We start from the raw sequence: 16929 nt of genomic DNA on the forward strand, positions 1-16929 counted from the left end.
TCCTTTTCCACTTTCCCATGCCTCTGCGTCCCGAACTCACCCAAGCCGCCGTTCCGCTGATCGAAGAGGTCGAAGTGGTCGACGAGCAGGGTCGCGTGCGCTCGGCATGGCTGCCCGGCGAGCGCCCGCTGACGGTCTACCTGGACAAGCGCGAACTGGTCACGCTGATGACGCTGGGCGGCGCGCCCGAGGCCCTGGTGCTGGGCTATCTGCGCAACCAGCGGCTGGTCGAATCGATCGAGGACATCGCCGCGATCCAGGTCGATTGGGAAACGGAATCGGCCGCGGTCACCACGCGCGGCGGCGTGGACCGCATCGAGGAGCGCACCTCGCGCAAGGTCGTCACCACCGGCTGCGGGCAGGGCACCGTGTTCGGCTCGCTGCTCGACGAGGTGGACAGCATCCGCCTGCCGGACGACGCGATGCTGGACCAGGACACGCTGTACAGCATCGTCGATACCATCCGGCTCCAGCAGTCGGTCTACAAGCAGGCCGGCTCCGTCCACGGCTGCGCGCTGTTCCAGGGACGCGAGCTGCTGATGTTCGTCGAGGATGTCGGCCGCCACAACGCGGTGGACGCCATCGCGGGGCGCATGTGGCTCGAGGGCATGGGCGGCGGCGACAAGATTTTCTACACGACCGGCCGTCTGACCTCGGAGATGGTCATCAAGGGCGCGCAGATGGGCATCCCATTCCTGCTCTCGCGCTCTGGCGTGACGCAGATGGGCTACGAGATGGCCCGGCGCGTGAACCTGACGCTGTTTGCCCGCTGCACCGGCAAGCACTTCCTGCTCTATACCGGCCGCCAGCGCTTCCGCCACAACCAGGCGCAGGCCGCGGTGGCCTGAGCGATCGTCCCGGGCCGGGGCCTTCCGGAGCGGGCAGATATTGGTTGTACAATGCGGCCCATTGCGCGCCAGCCGTTCCGGCCCGTCCTGTCGTTCCCTGCGCCGCGCGCCCCTCATCCGTTCACCCGACACCTTATGAGCATCAAGTCCGACAAGTGGATCCGCCGCATGGCGGAGCAGCATGGCATGATCGAGCCGTTCGAGCCGGGCCAGGTCCGTGAACAGGACGGGCGCAAGATCGTGTCCTACGGCACGTCGAGCTACGGCTACGATATCCGCTGCGCAGACGAGTTCAAGATCTTCACCAATATCAACAGCACCATTGTCGACCCCAAGAACTTCGACGAAAAATCGTTTGTCGACTTCAAGGGCGACGTCTGCATCATCCCGCCGAACTCCTTCGCGCTGGCCCGCACCATGGAGTACTTCCGCATCCCGCGCAGCGTGCTGACCATCTGCCTGGGCAAGAGCACGTATGCGCGTTGCGGCATCATCGTCAACGTGACGCCCTTCGAGCCGGAGTGGGAGGGCTACGTGACGCTGGAGTTCTCGAACACCACGCCGCTGCCGGCCAAGATCTACGCGGGCGAAGGCTGCGCGCAGGTGCTGTTCTTCGAAAGCGACGAGGTCTGCGAGACGTCGTACCGCGACCGCGGCGGCAAGTACCAGGGCCAGCATGGTGTCACGCTGCCGAAAACCTGAGTGCAATACAATGCCGGCGAAGGCGTGGACGCCTTGCCGCGCGCGGCCAGCGAGCCGCTCTGATGCCCGGACCATCCGATGTCCGGGCCCCCTGAAGTTGGAGCCACATGCCTCGCGGCGAGCTAGCCGCCGCGGGCCATGTGGCTCAAGTCCTTTTATGTCGATCAAGGATGCCCGATGAAATTCCGCTTCCCCGTCATCATCATCGATGAAGACTTCCGCTCCGAGAACATCTCCGGCTCGGGCATCCGCGCGCTGGCGCAGGCCATCGAGGCCGAGGGCATGGAGGTGATGGGCCTGACCAGCTATGGCGACCTGACCTCGTTCGCCCAGCAGTCGAGCCGCGCCTCCAGCTTTATCGTGTCCATCGACGACGACGAGTTCGCCAGCGGTGCCGACGAGCCGGAGGCCGCCGCCATCGAGAAGCTGCGCGCCTTCGTGGTGGAAGTGCGCCGCCGCAACAGCGACCTGCCGATCTTCCTGTACGGCGAGACCCGTACCTCGCGCCATATCCCCAACGATATCCTGCGCGAACTGCACGGCTTCATCCATATGTTCGAGGACACGCCGGAGTTCGTGGCCCGCCATATCATCCGCGAGGCCAAGGTCTACCTGGACTCGCTGGCGCCCCCGTTCTTCAAGGCGCTGATCGACTATGCGCAGGACAGTTCGTACTCGTGGCACTGCCCCGGCCATTCCGGCGGCGTCGCCTTCCTGAAGAGCCCGGTGGGCCAGGTCTTCCACCAATTCTTCGGCGAGAACATGCTGCGCGCCGACGTCTGCAACGCCGTGGACGAGCTGGGCCAGCTGCTGGACCACACGGGGCCGGTGGCCGCGTCCGAGCGCAATGCCGCGCGCATCTTCAACTCGGACCACATGTACTTCGTCACCAACGGCACGTCGACATCGAACAAGATGGTCTGGCACGCCAACGTGGCGCCGGGCGACATCGTGGTGGTGGACCGCAATTGCCACAAGTCCATCCTGCACGCGATCATGATGACCGGGGCCATTCCGGTGTTCCTGATGCCCACGCGGAACCACTACGGCATCATCGGCCCGATTCCGAAGAGCGAGTTCGATCCGGAGACCATCCGCCGCAAGATCGCCGCGCATCCGTTCGCCAGCCAGGCCAAGAACCAGAAGCCGCGCATCCTGACCATCACGCAGGGTACCTACGACGGCGTGCTGTACAACGCCGAGCAGATCAAGGAGATGCTGGCGTCCGAGATCGACACGCTGCACTTCGACGAAGCGTGGCTGCCGCACGCGGCCTTCCACGACTTCTATCGCAACATGCACGCGATCGGCCGCGGCCGCCCGCGCAGCAAGGACGCGCTGGTGTTCGCCACCCAGTCCACCCACAAGCTGCTCGCGGGCCTGTCGCAGGCGTCGCAAATCCTGGTGCAGGACTCCGAGACGCGCAAGCTGGACCGCTACCGCTTCAACGAGGCCTACCTGATGCATACCTCGACCAGCCCGCAGTACTCCATCATCGCCTCGTGCGACGTTGCCGCGGCCATGATGGAAGCGCCCGGCGGGACCGCGCTGGTGGAAGAAAGCATCCAGGAGGCGATGGACTTCCGCCGCGCGATGCGCAAGGTCGAGGGCGACTACGATGCCGGCAACAACGGCGACTGGTGGTTCAAGGTGTGGGGCCCGGACGCGCTGATCGAGGATGGCATCGGCGACCGCGAGGAATGGATCCTCGAGGCCAATGACCGCTGGCACGGCTTCGGCGACCTGGCGGACGGCTTCAACCTGCTCGACCCTATCAAGGCCACCATCATCACCCCGGGGCTGGACGTGGACGGGGAGTTCAGCGAGCGCGGCATTCCGGCCGCCATCGTGACCAAGTACCTGGCCGAGCACGGCATCATCATCGAGAAGACCGGGCTGTACTCGTTCTTCATCATGTTCACCATCGGCATTACCAAGGGCCGCTGGAATTCGCTGGTGACCGAGTTGCAGCAGTTCAAGGACGACTACGACCAGAACCAGCCGCTGTGGCGCGTGCTGCCGGAGTTCGTCGGCCGCTTCCCGCAGTACGAGCGGCTCGGCCTGCGCGACCTGTGCGACGCGATCCACAGCGTCTACAAGGCCAACGACGTGGCGCGGGTGACCACCGAGATGTACCTGTCGGACATGGAGCCGGCCATGAAGCCGTCCGACGCGTGGGCGATGATGGCCCACCGCGAGATCGAGCGCGTGCCCGTGGACGAACTGGAGGGCCGCGTCACCGCTATCCTGCTGACGCCGTATCCGCCGGGCATCCCGCTGCTGATCCCGGGCGAGCGCTTCAACCGGACCATCGTCCAGTATCTGAAGTTCGCACGCGAGTTCAACGAGCTGTTCCCCGGCTTCGAGACGGACATCCATGGGCTCGTGGCCGAGGAGGTGGACGGCAAGCGGGTGTATTTCGTCGACTGCGTGAAGTAACGGCCGGGCGCGAGCCATCGTCCCGCAGCCAGCCAACGAAAAACGCGGACACCGTTGCGGTGTCCGCGTTTTTTTGGTCCCACGCTGGCAAGGACTAAGGGCGGAAGATTTCCTTGAGGGAGTCGGCTGCCAGGAAGCGTTCGAACCAGACATCGATCTGCTGTGCAGATGCGGTGTCGATACGCAGCTGGATCTCCGGCGGCAGCCGGCCGAAGCGCATCCCTAGCACGGAGCATAGCGCTTGCGCCCGGCCTTCCCGGACACCGCGTTCAAAACCCTGTTCCAAACCTTTGCGCATGCCACGGTCTTCATGCTCGTGGGCCCATTGCTCAAAACGCTGACCAATCGACATTTTCAAGCTCCCCAGATCGTTGGCTTCGGTTAGCGGCAGAGTGCGTCCGATCTGTTGGGAGATTACCCCACGGATCCACAATGCAAAAGTCCTGCTCAGTTCGGAATCGCTGCCGATCCACTGGTGCAGTTGGTCAACCAGTTGTATCACGGCATCCTGGGTGTTGACGTGTCCTAGGCGCATCATGCAGGCGGCCAGGTTCTTCATCGGCGCCAGTTCCGCGTCGGTGTAGCGATTTTCCTCGATCACCAGATGGGCGAGCCGGGGCTGGTACTTCATGACGAGGCCCGGCACGGGCACGATCATGTCGGCGATATCGGTGGCCGCCGTCCATGTTGCCTCGCCGTTGTAGAGAACGATCGGCAGCACCGGCGGAAGCTTCCGCCCGGCCGGCACGTTCGATTCCCTGATGAGGCTCTGATACAGCAGGCCAACGTAGGTCATCATTCGTACGGCCATGTACGGATCGACGGTGCTCTGAAACTCGATCAGCAGATACAGATACATCCAGTCGCCGTTGGCCCTGACGCGCCACACCACGTCGCTTGCCCGCTGGCGCAGGTCGTCGGTGACATAGCTGCCAGGCACCCTCTCCAGCGTCGAATAGTCGAGGCTTTCGAGCCAAGGGTCGGGAACGAAGCCCAGCACCAGATCGCGGACCGGTTCAGCGTGGGAGAACAGGAGCTTGTAGCAGGCATCGTCTTTTGACATGGGCGCCGTCGGAGAAGTCGGCGACCAACCGCCGATGGCGCAACCATGCCGCGAGGGGACGCTGCGGGCTTCCGCCAAGGTGACGTGCCTATCGCATTCCGCCGGGAAGGCGAGGAGAACGGCGGCGGAAAAAAAAGCCGGAACCCGCATCCGCGGATCCCGGCCTCCTTCAGCCCTCGCTGAGGGCGGGCTGCATGCCGCCTACTTCTTCTGGAACTCGAACTGCGGCGCGGCCGGCTCCGATTCCGCCGGCGCCGCCGGCAATTCGAGCTGTCCGCCACCGGCGGGCGGTGCCGCGGGCGCCGCGGGGGCCGCGGGCGTCGTGGTGCCGAAGTCGACGTTCAGGTCCCGCGTGATGCTCCTGTCCTGTGGCTTCTGCGTGCCAATATTGACCAACCCCGGGAAGATGATGATCAGTGCGACCATGATCAGCTGAATCACCACGAACGGCACCGCGCCCCAGTAGATATCCGAGGTCTTCACCGCCCGCGGCGCGACCGAGCGCAGATAGAACAGCGAGAAGCCGAACGGCGGGTGCATGAACGAGGTCTGCATGTTGACCGCCAGCAGCACGCCGAACCAGATCAGGTCGATGCCCAGTTTGTCCGCCACCGGGCCGACGAGCGGCACCAGGATAAAGGCGAGCTCGAAGAAGTCCAGGAAGAACGCCAGCAGGAAGAACAGCACGTTGACCGCGATCAGGAAGCCGGTCTGGCCGCCGGGCAGGGCGGTCAGCAGATGCTCCACCCACAGGTGCCCGTCCACGCCGTAGAACGTCAGCGAGAACACGCGGGCGCCGATCAGGATGAAGATCACGAAGGCGGACAGCTTCAGCGTCGATTCCATCGCCTGCTGCGTCAGGCCGAAGGTGAGGCGGCGCTTCATCATCGCCAGGATCACGGCGCCGAGCGCCCCCATGCCGCCACCTTCCGTGGGAGTCGCCACGCCGATGAAGATCGTCCCCAGCACGAGGAAGATCAGCGCCAGCGGCGGGATCAGCACGAAGGTCACCTTCTCCGCCATGGCCGACAGCATCTTGAGCTTGAGCGCCTTGTTGACGACCGCGACGACGAAGGCGAAGGAGATGGCCGCGCCGACCGAGATGACCAGCCGCTCGTCCAGCGGGGCCTCCGGCTTGTACGTCAGATCCACCGCCACGCCCACGGCCACGGCCAGCGCGGTCAGGACCAGCACCGACATCGCGCCGCTCTTGCCGCTGGGCTCGCGAAATACGCGGGCCTCCAGCGGCAGCGCGGGCGCCGCGGCGGGCTTGATGATCGTCACCAGCATCACGTAGGCCATGTACAAGCCGGTCAGGACCAGGCCCGGCACGAAAGCGCCCTTGTACATGTCGCCCACCGAGCGTCCCAGCTGGTCGGCCAGCACGATCAGCACCAGCGACGGCGGAATGATCTGCGCCAGCGTACCCGATGCCGCGATCACGCCCGACGCCAGCCGCTTGTCGTAGTTGTACTTGAGCATCAGCGGCAGCGAGATCAGGCCCATCGAGATCACCGAGGCCGCCACCACGCCGGTGGTCGCCGCCAGCAGCGCGCCCACGAAGATCACCGCATAGGCCAGGCCACCGCGAATGGGACCGAACAGCTGGCCGATCGTATCGAGCAGGTCCTCCGCCATGCCCGATCTCTCCAGCACCAGGCCCATGAAGGTGAAGAACGGAATCGCCAGCAGCGTGTCGTTCTCGATGATGCCGAACACCCGGCTCGGCAGCGCCTGCAGCAAGGTGGGCGGCAGCATGCCCAGTTCGATGCCCACGAAGGCGAACAGCAAACCGTTGGCGGCCAGGGCGAAGGCGATCGGAAAGCCGGACAGCAGGAATACCACCAGCGAGGCGAACATGATCGGCGCCATGTTCGCGATCAGGAATTGCGTCATCGTGCGCCCCTGTTATGGTTTCGGCGTCGGATCGATGCGATTGGCTTCGGCAATCGCGGCGATCTCTTCGGCGGGGTTCGACGCGTGCTTGCGGAATGCCGTGAACGGCAGCAGGCCCTTCAGGTACGCGAAGCGCTTGATCAGCTCGGAAACGCCCTGCAGGATCAGCAGGAAAAAGCCGGCGACGATCAGGAATTTGGCGGGCCAGCGGATCAGGCCGCCGGCATTGCCGGACATTTCATGGCCGACGTAGGACAGCCAGAAATAGGGCCAGGACAGCCACAGGATCACGGCGCAGATGGGCAGCATGAACAGCAGGATGCCGAAGATGTCGATCCACACCTGGGTGCGCTCGGAGAACCGCCCGGCGATCACGTCGATGCGGACGTGTTCGTCCTTGCGCAATGTGTACGGGGCGCCGAGCAGGAAGACGCCGGCGAACATGTACCACTGGAGTTCGAGCCAGGCGTTTGAGCTGATGCTGAAGGTGTAGCGGATGATGGCGTTGCCCGCGCAGACCAGTACGGCCAGCAGGATCAGCCATTTCGCCCACCTCCCGACGAAATCGTTCACGGCGTCGATAAGCCGTGAAAACCTCATGAGGAGAGACATGTGATCGTCCTAGATTGGGAAGACAGAGGTGGCGCGACAGTTTACGGCCTTACAGCCGAGGCATCGCTAGGGTGAATCCCCAATCCGTCACATTTTTCCCAATCCTGGCGCCCCGTTGCGGGACGCCGTTCCGCCCAGGCACCAGGCCGGGGCAGAACGACAGCGAACGTGCGAACTCAGCCGTTGAGCGCCTGTCGCGCGGCCGCGATGGCGGCACGGACCTGATCCGGCGCGGTGCCGCCGATGTGGTTGCGCGCGGCCACTGAGCCTTCCAGCGTCAGCACGGCGTGGACGTCGTCCGCGATCAGGGCGGCCTTGTCGCCCAGGCCGGTCGCCTGGCGCAGTTCTTCCACGCTCAGGTCGGCCAGGTCGCAGCGGCGGTCGTCGCAGGCGCGCACGGCATGGGCGACGGCCTCGTGCGCGTCGCGGAAGGGCAGGCCCTTCTTGACCAGGTAGTCGGCCAGGTCGGTGGCCGTGGCGTAGCCTTGCAGCGCCGCGGCGCGCATGGCTTCGGGCTTGACCGAGATGCCGTGCACCATGTCGGCGAAGATGCGCAGCGTGTCCGCGACGGTGTCGACCGTATCGAACAGCGGCTCCTTGTCTTCCTGGTTGTCCTTGTTGTACGCGAGCGGCTGCCCTTTCATCAGGGTCAGCAGGCCGATCAGGTGGCCATTGACGCGGCCCGTCTTGCCCCGCGCGAGTTCGGGCACGTCCGGGTTCTTCTTCTGCGGCATGATCGAGCTGCCGGTGCAGAAGCGGTCGGCAATGTCGATAAAGCCCACGCGCGGGCTCATCCAGATCACCAGTTCCTCGGAGAAGCGCGAGACGTGGGTCATGACGAGCGCGGCGGCCGCGCAGAACTCGATGGCGAAGTCGCGATCGGACACGGCGTCCAGCGAATTGCGGCACACGCCATCGAAGCCCAGGTCGCGCGCCACCGATTCGCGGTCGATCGGATAGCTGGTGCCGGCCAGCGCGGCGGCGCCCAGCGGCAGGCGGTTGACGCGCTTGCGGGCATCTGCCATGCGCTCCGCGTCGCGCGTGAACATTTCCACATAGGCGAGCAGGTGGTGGCCGAAGGTGACCGGCTGGGCCACCTGCAGGTGCGTGAAGCCGGGCAGGATGGTGTCCGCGTTCTTCTCCGCCAGATCCAGCAGCGCTCCGCGCAGGGCGCCGAGCAGGCCGATGATCGCGTCGATTTCGCTGCGCAGCCACAGGCGAATGTCGGTGGCGACCTGGTCGTTGCGCGAGCGGCCCGTGTGCAGCCGCTTGCCGGCATCGCCCACCAGCGCCGTGAGCCGCGCCTCGATATTGAGGTGGACGTCTTCCAGATCCAGCTTCCATTCGAAGGCACCGCTTTCGATCTCGCCGCGGATCTGGGTCATGCCGCGTTCGATCTCGGCGCGGTCGGCTTCGGCGATGATGCCCTGGCGCGCCAGCATGGCGGCGTGGGCCAGCGAACCCTGGATGTCGAACAGCGCCAGCCGCTTGTCGAAGAACACCGAGGCGGTGTAGCGCTTGACCAGGTCGGACATCGGTTCGGAGAAGCGGGCGGACCAGGCTTCGCCTTTCTTGGCAAGTTGGGAGGTCATGGTGTTCGGGGTGTGCGGTTGAACGCCACGCCGGCGCGCATGGGCGGTCCGGCGGCGGGAATGACGAAAATCGCCGAAACGGCGGAAAGCCGGGATTATATCGCCCAGGCACCGGCCCCACGCCGGTGCCTGGGTGGCGATCGCCGCGCGGGCGTCAGCCGGTGTTGCGCAGGCCGGCCGCGATGCCGTTGATGGTCAGGTGAATCCCGCGTCGCACCCGGATGTCGTCGTCGTCCCGGCCCGAGCGGTAGCGCTTGAGCAGTTCCACCTGCAGGTGGTTCAGCGGATCCAGATACGCGAAGCGGTTCTTGATCGAGCGGGCCAGCAGTGGATTGTCGGCGAGCCGCTCGTGCTTGCCCGTCACCAGCGCCAGCATCTCGCAGCTCAGGTGCCATTCGGCGCTGATGCGCGCGAATACCGTCTTGCGCAGCGCCTTGTCCTCGCACAGCTGTGCGTAGCGCGAGGCCACCGCCAGATCGGTCTTGGCCAGCACCATGTCCATATTGGACAGCAGCGTGGAAAAGAACGGCCAGGTCTTGACCATGCGGCGCAGCGTGGCCACCACCGCCTTGCGCGCCTTGTCGTCGGCCGCCTGGTCCAGCAGCGCCTGCACCGCGCTGCCGAAGCCGTACCAGCCCGGCAGCAGCAGCCGGCACTGGCCCCAGGAAAAGCCCCAGGGAATCGCGCGCAGGTCCTCGATGCGGCGGTTCTTCTTGTCCATCAGCTTGCGCGAGGCGGGGCGCGAGCCGAGGTTCAGGTCGGCAATCTCGGTGATCGGCGTCGTCGCGAAGAAGTAGTCCTTGAAGCCCGGGGTCTCGTAGACGAGGTCGCGGTAAGCGTGGAACGCGTGGTCCGACAGGCGCTGCATCACGTCTTCGAACGAGGCGAGGTCCTTGGGCGCGTTCTGCGTCGGCAGCAGCGAGGCCTCCAGCGTGGCGGCGATCGCGGTCTCCAGGTTGCGCCGGCCGATCTCCGGGTTGGCGAACTTGCTGTTGATGATCTCGCCCTGCTCGGTCAGCCGGATCTGGCCGTTGACCGTGCCCGGAGGCTGCGACAGGATGGCCTGATAGGTGGGGCCGCCACCGCGTCCGACCGTGCCGCCGCGGCCATGGAAGAGCCGCAGCTTGATCCTGCGTTCCTCGAACAGCTGCACCAGCGCCAGTTCGGCCTTGTACAGCTCCCAGTTCGACGTGAGGAAGCCACCGTCCTTGTTCGAGTCGGAATAGCCGAGCATCACTTCCTGCTCGTCGCCCTGGTGCGCCAGCATCGCGTCGAACCCGGGCAGCTCGAGCAGGGCCTGCATGATGCCCGGGGCGTTGCGCAGATCCTCGATGGTCTCGAACAGCGGAATGACCATCAGCTCCATGCGTGCGGGGTCGCGCTTGCTGCCCAGCGCGCCGCGCAGCATGCCGGTTTCCTTCTGCAGCAGCATCACCTCGACCAGGTCGGACAACGTCTCGGTATGGGAGATGATGTAATTGCGCGCCACTCGGGCGCCATAGCGCTGGCGCAGCTCGCGCGCCATCGCCAGCACCGCCAGTTCGCCGCGTGTCTGTTCCGAATACTCGTGCCAGGGCAGCGTCAGCAGCCTGGGCTGGCGCAGTTCGGCAAGCAGCAGTTCGAGCTTGCGGTCTTCGGGCAGCGCGGCATAGTCGCTCTCCACGCCCGCGGCCGCGAACAGTTCCGCGATCACGGCTTCGTGCACGTCCGAGACCTGGCGCATGTCGATGGAGGCCAGGTGGAAGCCGAAGATGCCGATCGCCCGCTGCAGCGCATCGATGCGCGAGCGCGCCAGCGCGCCGCCGTGGTGCGCGCGCAGCGAGTCGATCACGATCTGCACGTCGGCGGCCAGCGCTTCGGCATTGGCGTAGGGCTGGGCCTCGGCCACGGCATGGCGCCGCGCCGCGTGCCCGGTCAGGCGTTCGCTGGTGGCGGCGAGCCGCGCGTAGATGCCGATCAGCGCGCGCCGGTAGGGCTCGTCCGCGCGGTGGTCCGAGTGGTCCGGCGAGGCGTCGGCCAGCGCCAGCAGTTCGGCGCTCGCATCCACCATCAGCGTCGACATCGACAGTTCGGCGCCCAGCGCATGCAGTTCGTCCAGGTACCACTCCAGGATCAGCCGCGATTGCTCGCATGCGGCGTGTTCCAGCGTCTGCGCGGTGACGTTGGGATTGCCGTCGCGATCGCCGCCGATCCACGAGCCCATCTGGAAGAAGGGCGGCAGCGGCGCCGGCACGTCGCGGTTGCGGCGGCCCGCGGGAAACACCGTGGCGATGTCCTCCTCCAGCTCGCTCATCAGTTGCGGAATGCCGCGCAGGAAGGTGGTCCGGTAGTAGGACAGGGCATTCTCGATCTCGTCGACCACCATCAGCCGCGTGTTGCGCAGCATGCGGGTCTGCCACAGCGTCGTGACCTTGGCGCGCAGCTGCGCGGTGTTGTGGTCGCGTTCGCGCGCGGTCATCGGCAGATCGCGCTCGGCCAGCAGCCGGGCGATTTCGCGCTGGGCATCGAGAATGCTCTTGCGCTGGACCTCGGTCGGGTGCGCCGTCAGCACCGGCACGATCAGCGCCTCGTCGAAGAACTTGCGCAGCGTCTTGCCGGTGACGCCCGCGGCGTCGATCGCGCGCAGCGCATGCATCATGCTGCCGGGCTGCGGCGGCGAGCCGGCCAGCGCATGCACCCGGCGGCGGCGGTTGTGGTGCTGGTCCTCGGCGATGTTCGCCAGATGCGAGAAGTAGCTGAAGGCGCGCACCACCGAGTTGGTCTGGTCGCGCGACAGGCGCTTGAGCAGGCGGTCCAGTTCGGCCGCGGCGGCGCGGTCGTCCTCGCGGCGGAAGCGCACGGCGGTCTGACGGATCGTCTCGACCAGGTCGAAGGCCGCCTCGCCTTCCTGTTCCCGCAGCACGTCGCCAAGCAGGCGGCCAAGGAAGCGGATGTCGTCGCGCAGCGGCAGGTCCTTGTCGGCGGCGCGACGCGCCGGGGCGGCCGCGCCCGCATCGGGCACCGACTCCAGATGCACGAGCGCGCGGCGGGGGGCGGCGGCCGGCTCGGCGGAGACGGATTTTGCTGCCCTGCGGCGAGGCGCCGGAGGGGCATCGGGCGCGGCCGGGGCCGACGGTTCGTGTGGCGTGGTGGGCCTCTGCTGGGCCGGGGCGGATGCGTTCCGTCGTCCCGAAGGGCGCGCGGCGGGCTGGGTCATGCCATCTCCTCTGTGTCTCGTCCAGTCTGTTGTTGTGCGGCGCCGGCGGCGGCAAGAAGCGCTGGAGGTGCGTGCTAACATTCGCGGAATGCAAGATTCCGCTATCCAGACTTCCCCGCAGACGGCCGGCGCGCCGCGCAAGCTCGTCATCGCGTCGCGCGAGAGCCGCCTCGCCCTTTGGCAGGCGGAGCACGTGCGTGCTGCGTTGCAACAGTACTATCCCGCGTGCGATGTGTCCATTCTTGGCATGACCACGCGCGGCGACCAGATTCTCGATCGTACGCTGTCGAAGGTCGGAGGCAAGGGCCTGTTCGTCAAGGAACTGGAGATCGCCATGGCCGAGGGCCGCGCCGATCTCGCCGTGCACTCGCTCAAGGACGTGCCGATGGAGCTGCCGGAAGGCTTCGTGCTGACCGCGGTCATGGAGCGCGAGGATCCGCGCGATGCGCTGGTGTCGAACGCCTTCGCGTCGTTGGCCGACATGCCGGCCGGCACCGTGGTCGGGACCTCCAGCCTGCGCCGCGAGGCGGCCCTGCGCACGCGTTATCCCCACCTGGTGATCCGGCCCCTGCGCGGCAATCTCGATACGCGGCTGGCCAAGCTGGACCGCGGCGAGTACGGCGCCATCATTCTCGCGGCCGCCGGCCTCAAGCGCCTTGGCCTGGGCGCGCGCATCCGCGCGGTGATCGAGCCCGACGCATCGCTTCCGGCTGCGGGGCAGGGCGCCCTGGGCATCGAGATCCGCTCCGGCCGCCCTGAGCTCGCCGGCTGGCTCGCCCCCCTGAATCACGCCCCCACGGCGCTGGCCGTGCGCGCCGAGCGCGCGGTGTCCCGCGCGCTCGGCGGCTCGTGCCAGGTGCCACTCGCCGCGCACGCTCGTTGGGAAGGCGATCGCCTCGCGCTCGAATCGTTCGTCGCCATGCCCGATGGCAGCCGCGCGCTGCACGCACGCGCCGACGCTGCCGTCGCCGACGGCGAGGCGGCCGAGCGGTTGGGCAGCGAAGTGGCCCGCGACCTGGTGGCGCAAGGCGCCAGCGCGATCCTGTCATCGCTGTCCGGCGATACGTCCCCGCAAGCTCCTGCCTGAGGCCAGCCCATGCCCCGCCCGACCGTCGTTGTGACACGACCCGCCGGGCAGTCCCGGCAACTGACCGAGGCGCTGCTGGCCGCCGGCGTGGACGTGCTGAGCTTCCCGTTGCTGACCATCGGCCCCGCGGCTGACGAAGGCCCGCTGCGCGAGGCGCTCGCGCGCCTCGACGATTTCGCGCTGGCCGTGTTCGTCAGCCCCAATGCCATTGCCTATGCGCTCGATGCGCTGGCCCAGGTGCAGGGCGTGGCGGTCGCGGCATGGCCGGCCGGCGTGCCGGTCGCCGTGGTCGGGCCCGCGAGCGTCGCGGCACTGGCCGAACGCGGCATCGCGGCGCCCGGCCATCGGGTCATCGCCCCTGCGGGGGCCTCCATCGAGATGTCCCAGGATGCCGAGGTCGATACCGCTGCCCAGCCGCACGCCGGCGATCCCGAAGGCAATGGCGCTGGCTCGCGCTTCGATTCCGAAGCCCTGTGGGCGCAGCTCGAGCCCGCCACGCTGGCCGGGCGCCGCGTGCTCATCGTGCGCGGCAACGGCGGACGGGACTGGCTGGCCGACCAGTTGCGCGCGGCGGGCGCCGAGGTGCACGCGGTCGAAGCGTATCGACGCAGCATGCCGATCCCCGGCGCCATGCAATGGCATGCGGTGCGCGAAAGCCTGAAGCCCGAAGCCGCGCCGCATGCGTGGCTGCTGACCAGTTCCGAAGCGGTGCGCAATCTCGACACGCTGGCGCGCGAGCACCTCGAAGAGGGCGAGTTCGCCCGGCTGCGCGAGGCGCCGTGCATCGCGCCCCATGCCCGCATCGCGGAGCAGGCCGCCGCGCTGGGCTTCGGCCGCGTGGTTCGCGCCGCGCCGGGCGACGACGGATTGCTCGCCGCCTGCCTGCAGTGGGCCGCGCCGCATATCGCGCCGCCCGAGCAGTTCGCCGTGAAGGCGCCCGCGATGCCCGATGCCGCGGTCGACGGGGAAGGCAGTCCGGCGACCGGCGCGGTAGTCGCCGCCCCGGCCATCGCCGCGACCGCCGTGCAGGTGCAACCGCAACCGCAACCGCGCCCGGGGAATGCCGCGCCCGCCACGATGCCGCCCCCGCACGCCGAACCGCCGGCCGCAGCCGCCACGGCCGCGGCCCCATCGCCCACCCCGTCAACGAAGGTCGATCGCGTGACGCAAGACAACACTACCTCCACCTCCGCGCCCTCGCCGGGCGCCACGCCGCCCCCCATTCCGCCGTCCGGCCCGGCCACTGCGCGCGCGGCCGGGGCTGGCCGCTTTCCGTGGGGCTGGCTGGTGCTGGCCGTGATGCTGGTCGCGCTTGCCGGTGCCTTCTGGTGGCTGCAGCAGCGTGTGGACCGGCTGACGGACGAACTGGCCCGCCGCCAGCAGACCAACGACGCCCTCGTGCAGGAAACGCGCGTGCTGTCGCGGCAGGCCCAGGAACTGGTCAAGGAAATGCAGGCCAAGGTGGGCGGACTCGAAGCGCAGGTGGGCGAGGCGCGCGACAAGCAGGCCGCGCTGGAGCAGGTCTATCACGACCTGATGCGCAACCGCGATGATTGGGAAGTTGCCGAGATCCAGCAGCTGCTGACCAATGCCGGCCAGCAGCTGCAGCTCACCGGCAACGTGCAGGTCGCCCTGTCGGCCCTGCAAAGCGCCGACATGCGGCTGGCCCGTTCGGACAAGCCGCAGTACAACCTGCTGCGCCGGGCCATTGCACGCGATATTGCCCGCATGAAGGCGGTGCCCGATACCGACCTGACCGGCGCCGCCATCAAGCTGGACGAGGCCATCAACCAGGTCGACCTGCTGCCGCTGCTCTCCAGCGAACGGATGCTCGAGCGCAGCGAGGCCGCCGCACGCACGCCGGCCAGCGCACCAGCCGCCGCGGACGCCGGCAATCCGGTCAGCCGCTGGTTCGCGGGCCTGTGGGAAACGGTGCGCGACGAATTCATGCAGGTAATCCGGGTGCGTCGCGTCGACGACTCGGAGGCGCTGCTGCTCAGCGGCGACCAGGGCTGGTTCCTGCGCGAGAACGTCAAGCTGCGCCTGCTTAACGCGCGCCTCGCACTGCTGTCGCGCAACGAACCGGTGTTCCGCAACGACCTGGCCGCGGCGCAGGCCATGATCTCGCGCTATTTCGATACCAAGTCGCGCCGTGTGCAGGGCGTGCAGACGCTGCTCAAGCAGGCCCAGGCCGGCGCCGTCACGGTGCAGCTGCCGACCATGGCGGAAAGCCTCGGTGCGCTCCATGCGCTCAAGAAGGAGTAGCGCATGCGGCTTCTGTTCTGGGTAGCGGTTCTGTTCGGAGGCGCCGTCGGTCTGGCGCTGTTCACCCAATTCAACCAGAGCAATCTGGTGCTGTTCTATCCGCCGTATCGGATCGAACTGTCGCTGAATCTGGCGCTTGCGCTGTTGCTGCTGGTGTTCTTCGTGCTGTGGACCATCCTGTCCACGGTCCGCCATCTGTCCGAGATGCCGCGGCGCGCCGCCGCCTATCGCGAGCGCAACCGCATGCTGAAGGCGCAGTCGTCGCTGCGCGAGTCGATCGAGAACCTGTTCGCCGGCCGCTTCGCCCGCGCGGAGCGCACCGCGCGCGAAGCCCAGGTATGGCCGGAACAGGCGCAGACCGCCGCGCTAATCGGTGCCATGGCCGCCCACCGCATGCAGGAGAGCGAACGGCGCGACGCCTGGCTTGGCCAGGTCACCGCGCCCGAACGCGAGCAGGCCCGGCTCGTGTCGCTGGCCGAAATGCTGGCCGACAACCGCGACGCCGAGGGCGCGCTGGAGACCATCGCGCAATTGCAGGCGCAGGGCGGCCGGCAGATCCAGGTGCAGCGCATTGCGCTGCGGGCGCACCAGCACCTGAAGAACTGGTCCGAAGTGCTGCGCCTTGCACGCTCGCTCGAAAAGCGCAACGCGCTGCATCCGGTGCTGGCACTGCGGCTCAAGCAGATGGCCTGCGAGGCGCTGCTCGACGAGCGCCGCCACGACGCGCAGGCGCTGAACGAGTTCTGGCGCTCGCTCTCGGCCGAGGAGCGGCACGCGGCCCGCATCGCCGAGCCCGCGGCACGGTATTTCTCGGCGCTGGGCCGCCAGCAGGAGGCCCGCCGGATCGTCGAGGAGGCGCTCAGGGTCAACTGGGACAGTCGTCTGGTACTGCGCTACGCGGATTGCGCGGAGGCCGGCAAGGCCCTGCCGCTGATCCAGCAGGCCGAGAAATGGCTGGTCCAGCATCCTGCGGACGCGGACCTGTACTACACGCTCGGCGTGCTTTGCCTGCGCCAGCAGCTGTGGGGCAAGGCGCAGTCATGCTTCGAGCGCGCGCTGAACTACGCCGATCCCGAGGAGCAGCGCCGCTTGCGGGTGCGCACCCATCTGGCGCTCGCGCGGCTGTTCGAGGAGACCGAGCGGCCGGACGAGGCGCAGCGGCACTACCGGGAAAGCGCGTTGCTGGCGTCCTGATCCCGTGGATGGCGGCGGCGCGCGCCTGGGCGTTT

General features: G+C 67.4%; 11 protein-coding genes. 6 read left to right on the top strand and 5 right to left on the bottom strand.

Annotated elements, in window-relative coordinates; all coding sequences use genetic code 11:
- Window positions 1-17 precede the first annotated feature (17 nt).
- The 3 genes from LDO27_RS16730 to LDO27_RS16740 all read left to right on the top strand — a co-directional run bounded on the left by LDO27_RS16730 (window position 18) and on the right by LDO27_RS16740 (window position 3989).
- Window positions 18-848: a formate dehydrogenase accessory sulfurtransferase FdhD gene (locus LDO27_RS16730; protein ID WP_222208041.1), complete on the top strand. Its 831-nt coding sequence runs from the start codon at window positions 18-20 to the stop codon at window positions 846-848.
- A 135-nt stretch (window positions 849-983) separates the two neighbouring features.
- Window positions 984-1550 carry a dCTP deaminase gene (gene dcd, locus LDO27_RS16735; RefSeq protein WP_222208039.1) on the top strand — a complete coding sequence of 189 codons (567 nt, stop codon included), beginning with the start codon at window positions 984-986 and terminating at the stop codon, window positions 1548-1550.
- Window positions 1551-1727: 177 nt separating this feature from the next.
- Window positions 1728-3989: an arginine/lysine/ornithine decarboxylase gene (locus tag LDO27_RS16740; protein ID WP_222208037.1), complete on the top strand. Its 2262-nt coding sequence runs from the start codon at window positions 1728-1730 to the stop codon at window positions 3987-3989.
- Window positions 3990-4083: 94 nt separating this feature from the next.
- On the opposite strand, the gene LDO27_RS16745 is transcribed toward LDO27_RS16740, so the two are convergent.
- The 5 genes from LDO27_RS16745 to ppc form a co-directional block, all read right to left on the bottom strand.
- Window positions 4084-5052: an Rpn family recombination-promoting nuclease/putative transposase gene (locus tag LDO27_RS16745; protein WP_224042865.1), complete on the bottom strand. Its 969-nt coding sequence runs from the start codon at window positions 5050-5052 to the stop codon at window positions 4084-4086.
- A 201-nt stretch (window positions 5053-5253) separates the two neighbouring features.
- Window positions 5254-6948, bottom strand: coding sequence for a TRAP transporter large permease (locus LDO27_RS16750; RefSeq protein ID WP_224042867.1), 1695 nt, complete (start codon window positions 6946-6948; stop codon window positions 5254-5256).
- Window positions 6949-6960: 12 nt separating this feature from the next.
- Window positions 6961-7560, bottom strand: coding sequence for a TRAP transporter small permease subunit (locus tag LDO27_RS16755; RefSeq protein ID WP_222208031.1), 600 nt, complete (start codon window positions 7558-7560; stop codon window positions 6961-6963).
- A gap of 176 nt (window positions 7561-7736) precedes the next feature.
- Window positions 7737-9152: an argininosuccinate lyase gene (gene argH, locus LDO27_RS16760; protein WP_224042869.1), complete on the bottom strand. Its 1416-nt coding sequence runs from the start codon at window positions 9150-9152 to the stop codon at window positions 7737-7739.
- 154 nt (window positions 9153-9306) lie between these two features.
- On the bottom strand, window positions 9307-12348 hold the full coding sequence (ppc, locus tag LDO27_RS16765; RefSeq protein WP_224042871.1) for a phosphoenolpyruvate carboxylase: 3042 nt from the start codon (window positions 12346-12348) through the stop codon (window positions 9307-9309).
- 88 nt (window positions 12349-12436) lie between these two features.
- Between ppc and hemC the strand changes: the two genes are divergently transcribed.
- Genes hemC through LDO27_RS16780 form a run of 3 tightly spaced genes read left to right on the top strand, consistent with a single transcriptional unit; the run spans window position 12437 to window position 16894 of the window.
- Window positions 12437-13435: a hydroxymethylbilane synthase gene (hemC, locus tag LDO27_RS16770; RefSeq protein WP_224042873.1), complete on the top strand. Its 999-nt coding sequence runs from the start codon at window positions 12437-12439 to the stop codon at window positions 13433-13435.
- Window positions 13436-13444: 9 nt separating this feature from the next.
- Window positions 13445-15700, top strand: coding sequence for a fused uroporphyrinogen-III synthase HemD/membrane protein HemX (hemDX, locus tag LDO27_RS16775; RefSeq protein WP_224042874.1), 2256 nt, complete (start codon window positions 13445-13447; stop codon window positions 15698-15700).
- A 3-nt stretch (window positions 15701-15703) separates the two neighbouring features.
- Complete coding sequence (locus LDO27_RS16780) at window positions 15704-16894, top strand: heme biosynthesis protein HemY (protein WP_222208020.1); 1191 nt, start codon at window positions 15704-15706, stop codon at window positions 16892-16894.
- Window positions 16895-16929: the final 35 nt, after the last annotated feature.

This window comes from Cupriavidus respiraculi (assembly GCF_914271545.1).
Taxonomy (GTDB): Bacteria; Pseudomonadota; Gammaproteobacteria; order Burkholderiales; family Burkholderiaceae; genus Cupriavidus; species Cupriavidus respiraculi.

Bases quoted from the DNA above. Each gene is read 5' to 3' on its own strand.
- LDO27_RS16730 (WP_222208041.1), top strand. From the start codon at position 18: ATGCCTCTGCGTCCCGAACTCACCCAAGCCGCCGTTCCGCTGATCGAA.
- dcd (WP_222208039.1), top strand. From the start codon at position 984: ATGAGCATCAAGTCCGACAAGTGGATCCGCCGCATGGCGGAGCAGCAT.
- LDO27_RS16740 (WP_222208037.1), top strand. From the start codon at position 1,728: ATGAAATTCCGCTTCCCCGTCATCATCATCGATGAAGACTTCCGCTCC.
- LDO27_RS16745 (WP_224042865.1), bottom strand. From the start codon at position 5,052: ATGTCAAAAGACGATGCCTGCTACAAGCTCCTGTTCTCCCACGCTGAA.
- LDO27_RS16750 (WP_224042867.1), bottom strand. From the start codon at position 6,948: ATGACGCAATTCCTGATCGCGAACATGGCGCCGATCATGTTCGCCTCG.
- LDO27_RS16755 (WP_222208031.1), bottom strand. From the start codon at position 7,560: ATGTCTCTCCTCATGAGGTTTTCACGGCTTATCGACGCCGTGAACGAT.
- argH (WP_224042869.1), bottom strand. From the start codon at position 9,152: ATGACCTCCCAACTTGCCAAGAAAGGCGAAGCCTGGTCCGCCCGCTTC.
- ppc (WP_224042871.1), bottom strand. From the start codon at position 12,348: ATGACCCAGCCCGCCGCGCGCCCTTCGGGACGACGGAACGCATCCGCC.
- hemC (WP_224042873.1), top strand. From the start codon at position 12,437: ATGCAAGATTCCGCTATCCAGACTTCCCCGCAGACGGCCGGCGCGCCG.
- hemDX (WP_224042874.1), top strand. From the start codon at position 13,445: ATGCCCCGCCCGACCGTCGTTGTGACACGACCCGCCGGGCAGTCCCGG.
- LDO27_RS16780 (WP_222208020.1), top strand. From the start codon at position 15,704: ATGCGGCTTCTGTTCTGGGTAGCGGTTCTGTTCGGAGGCGCCGTCGGT.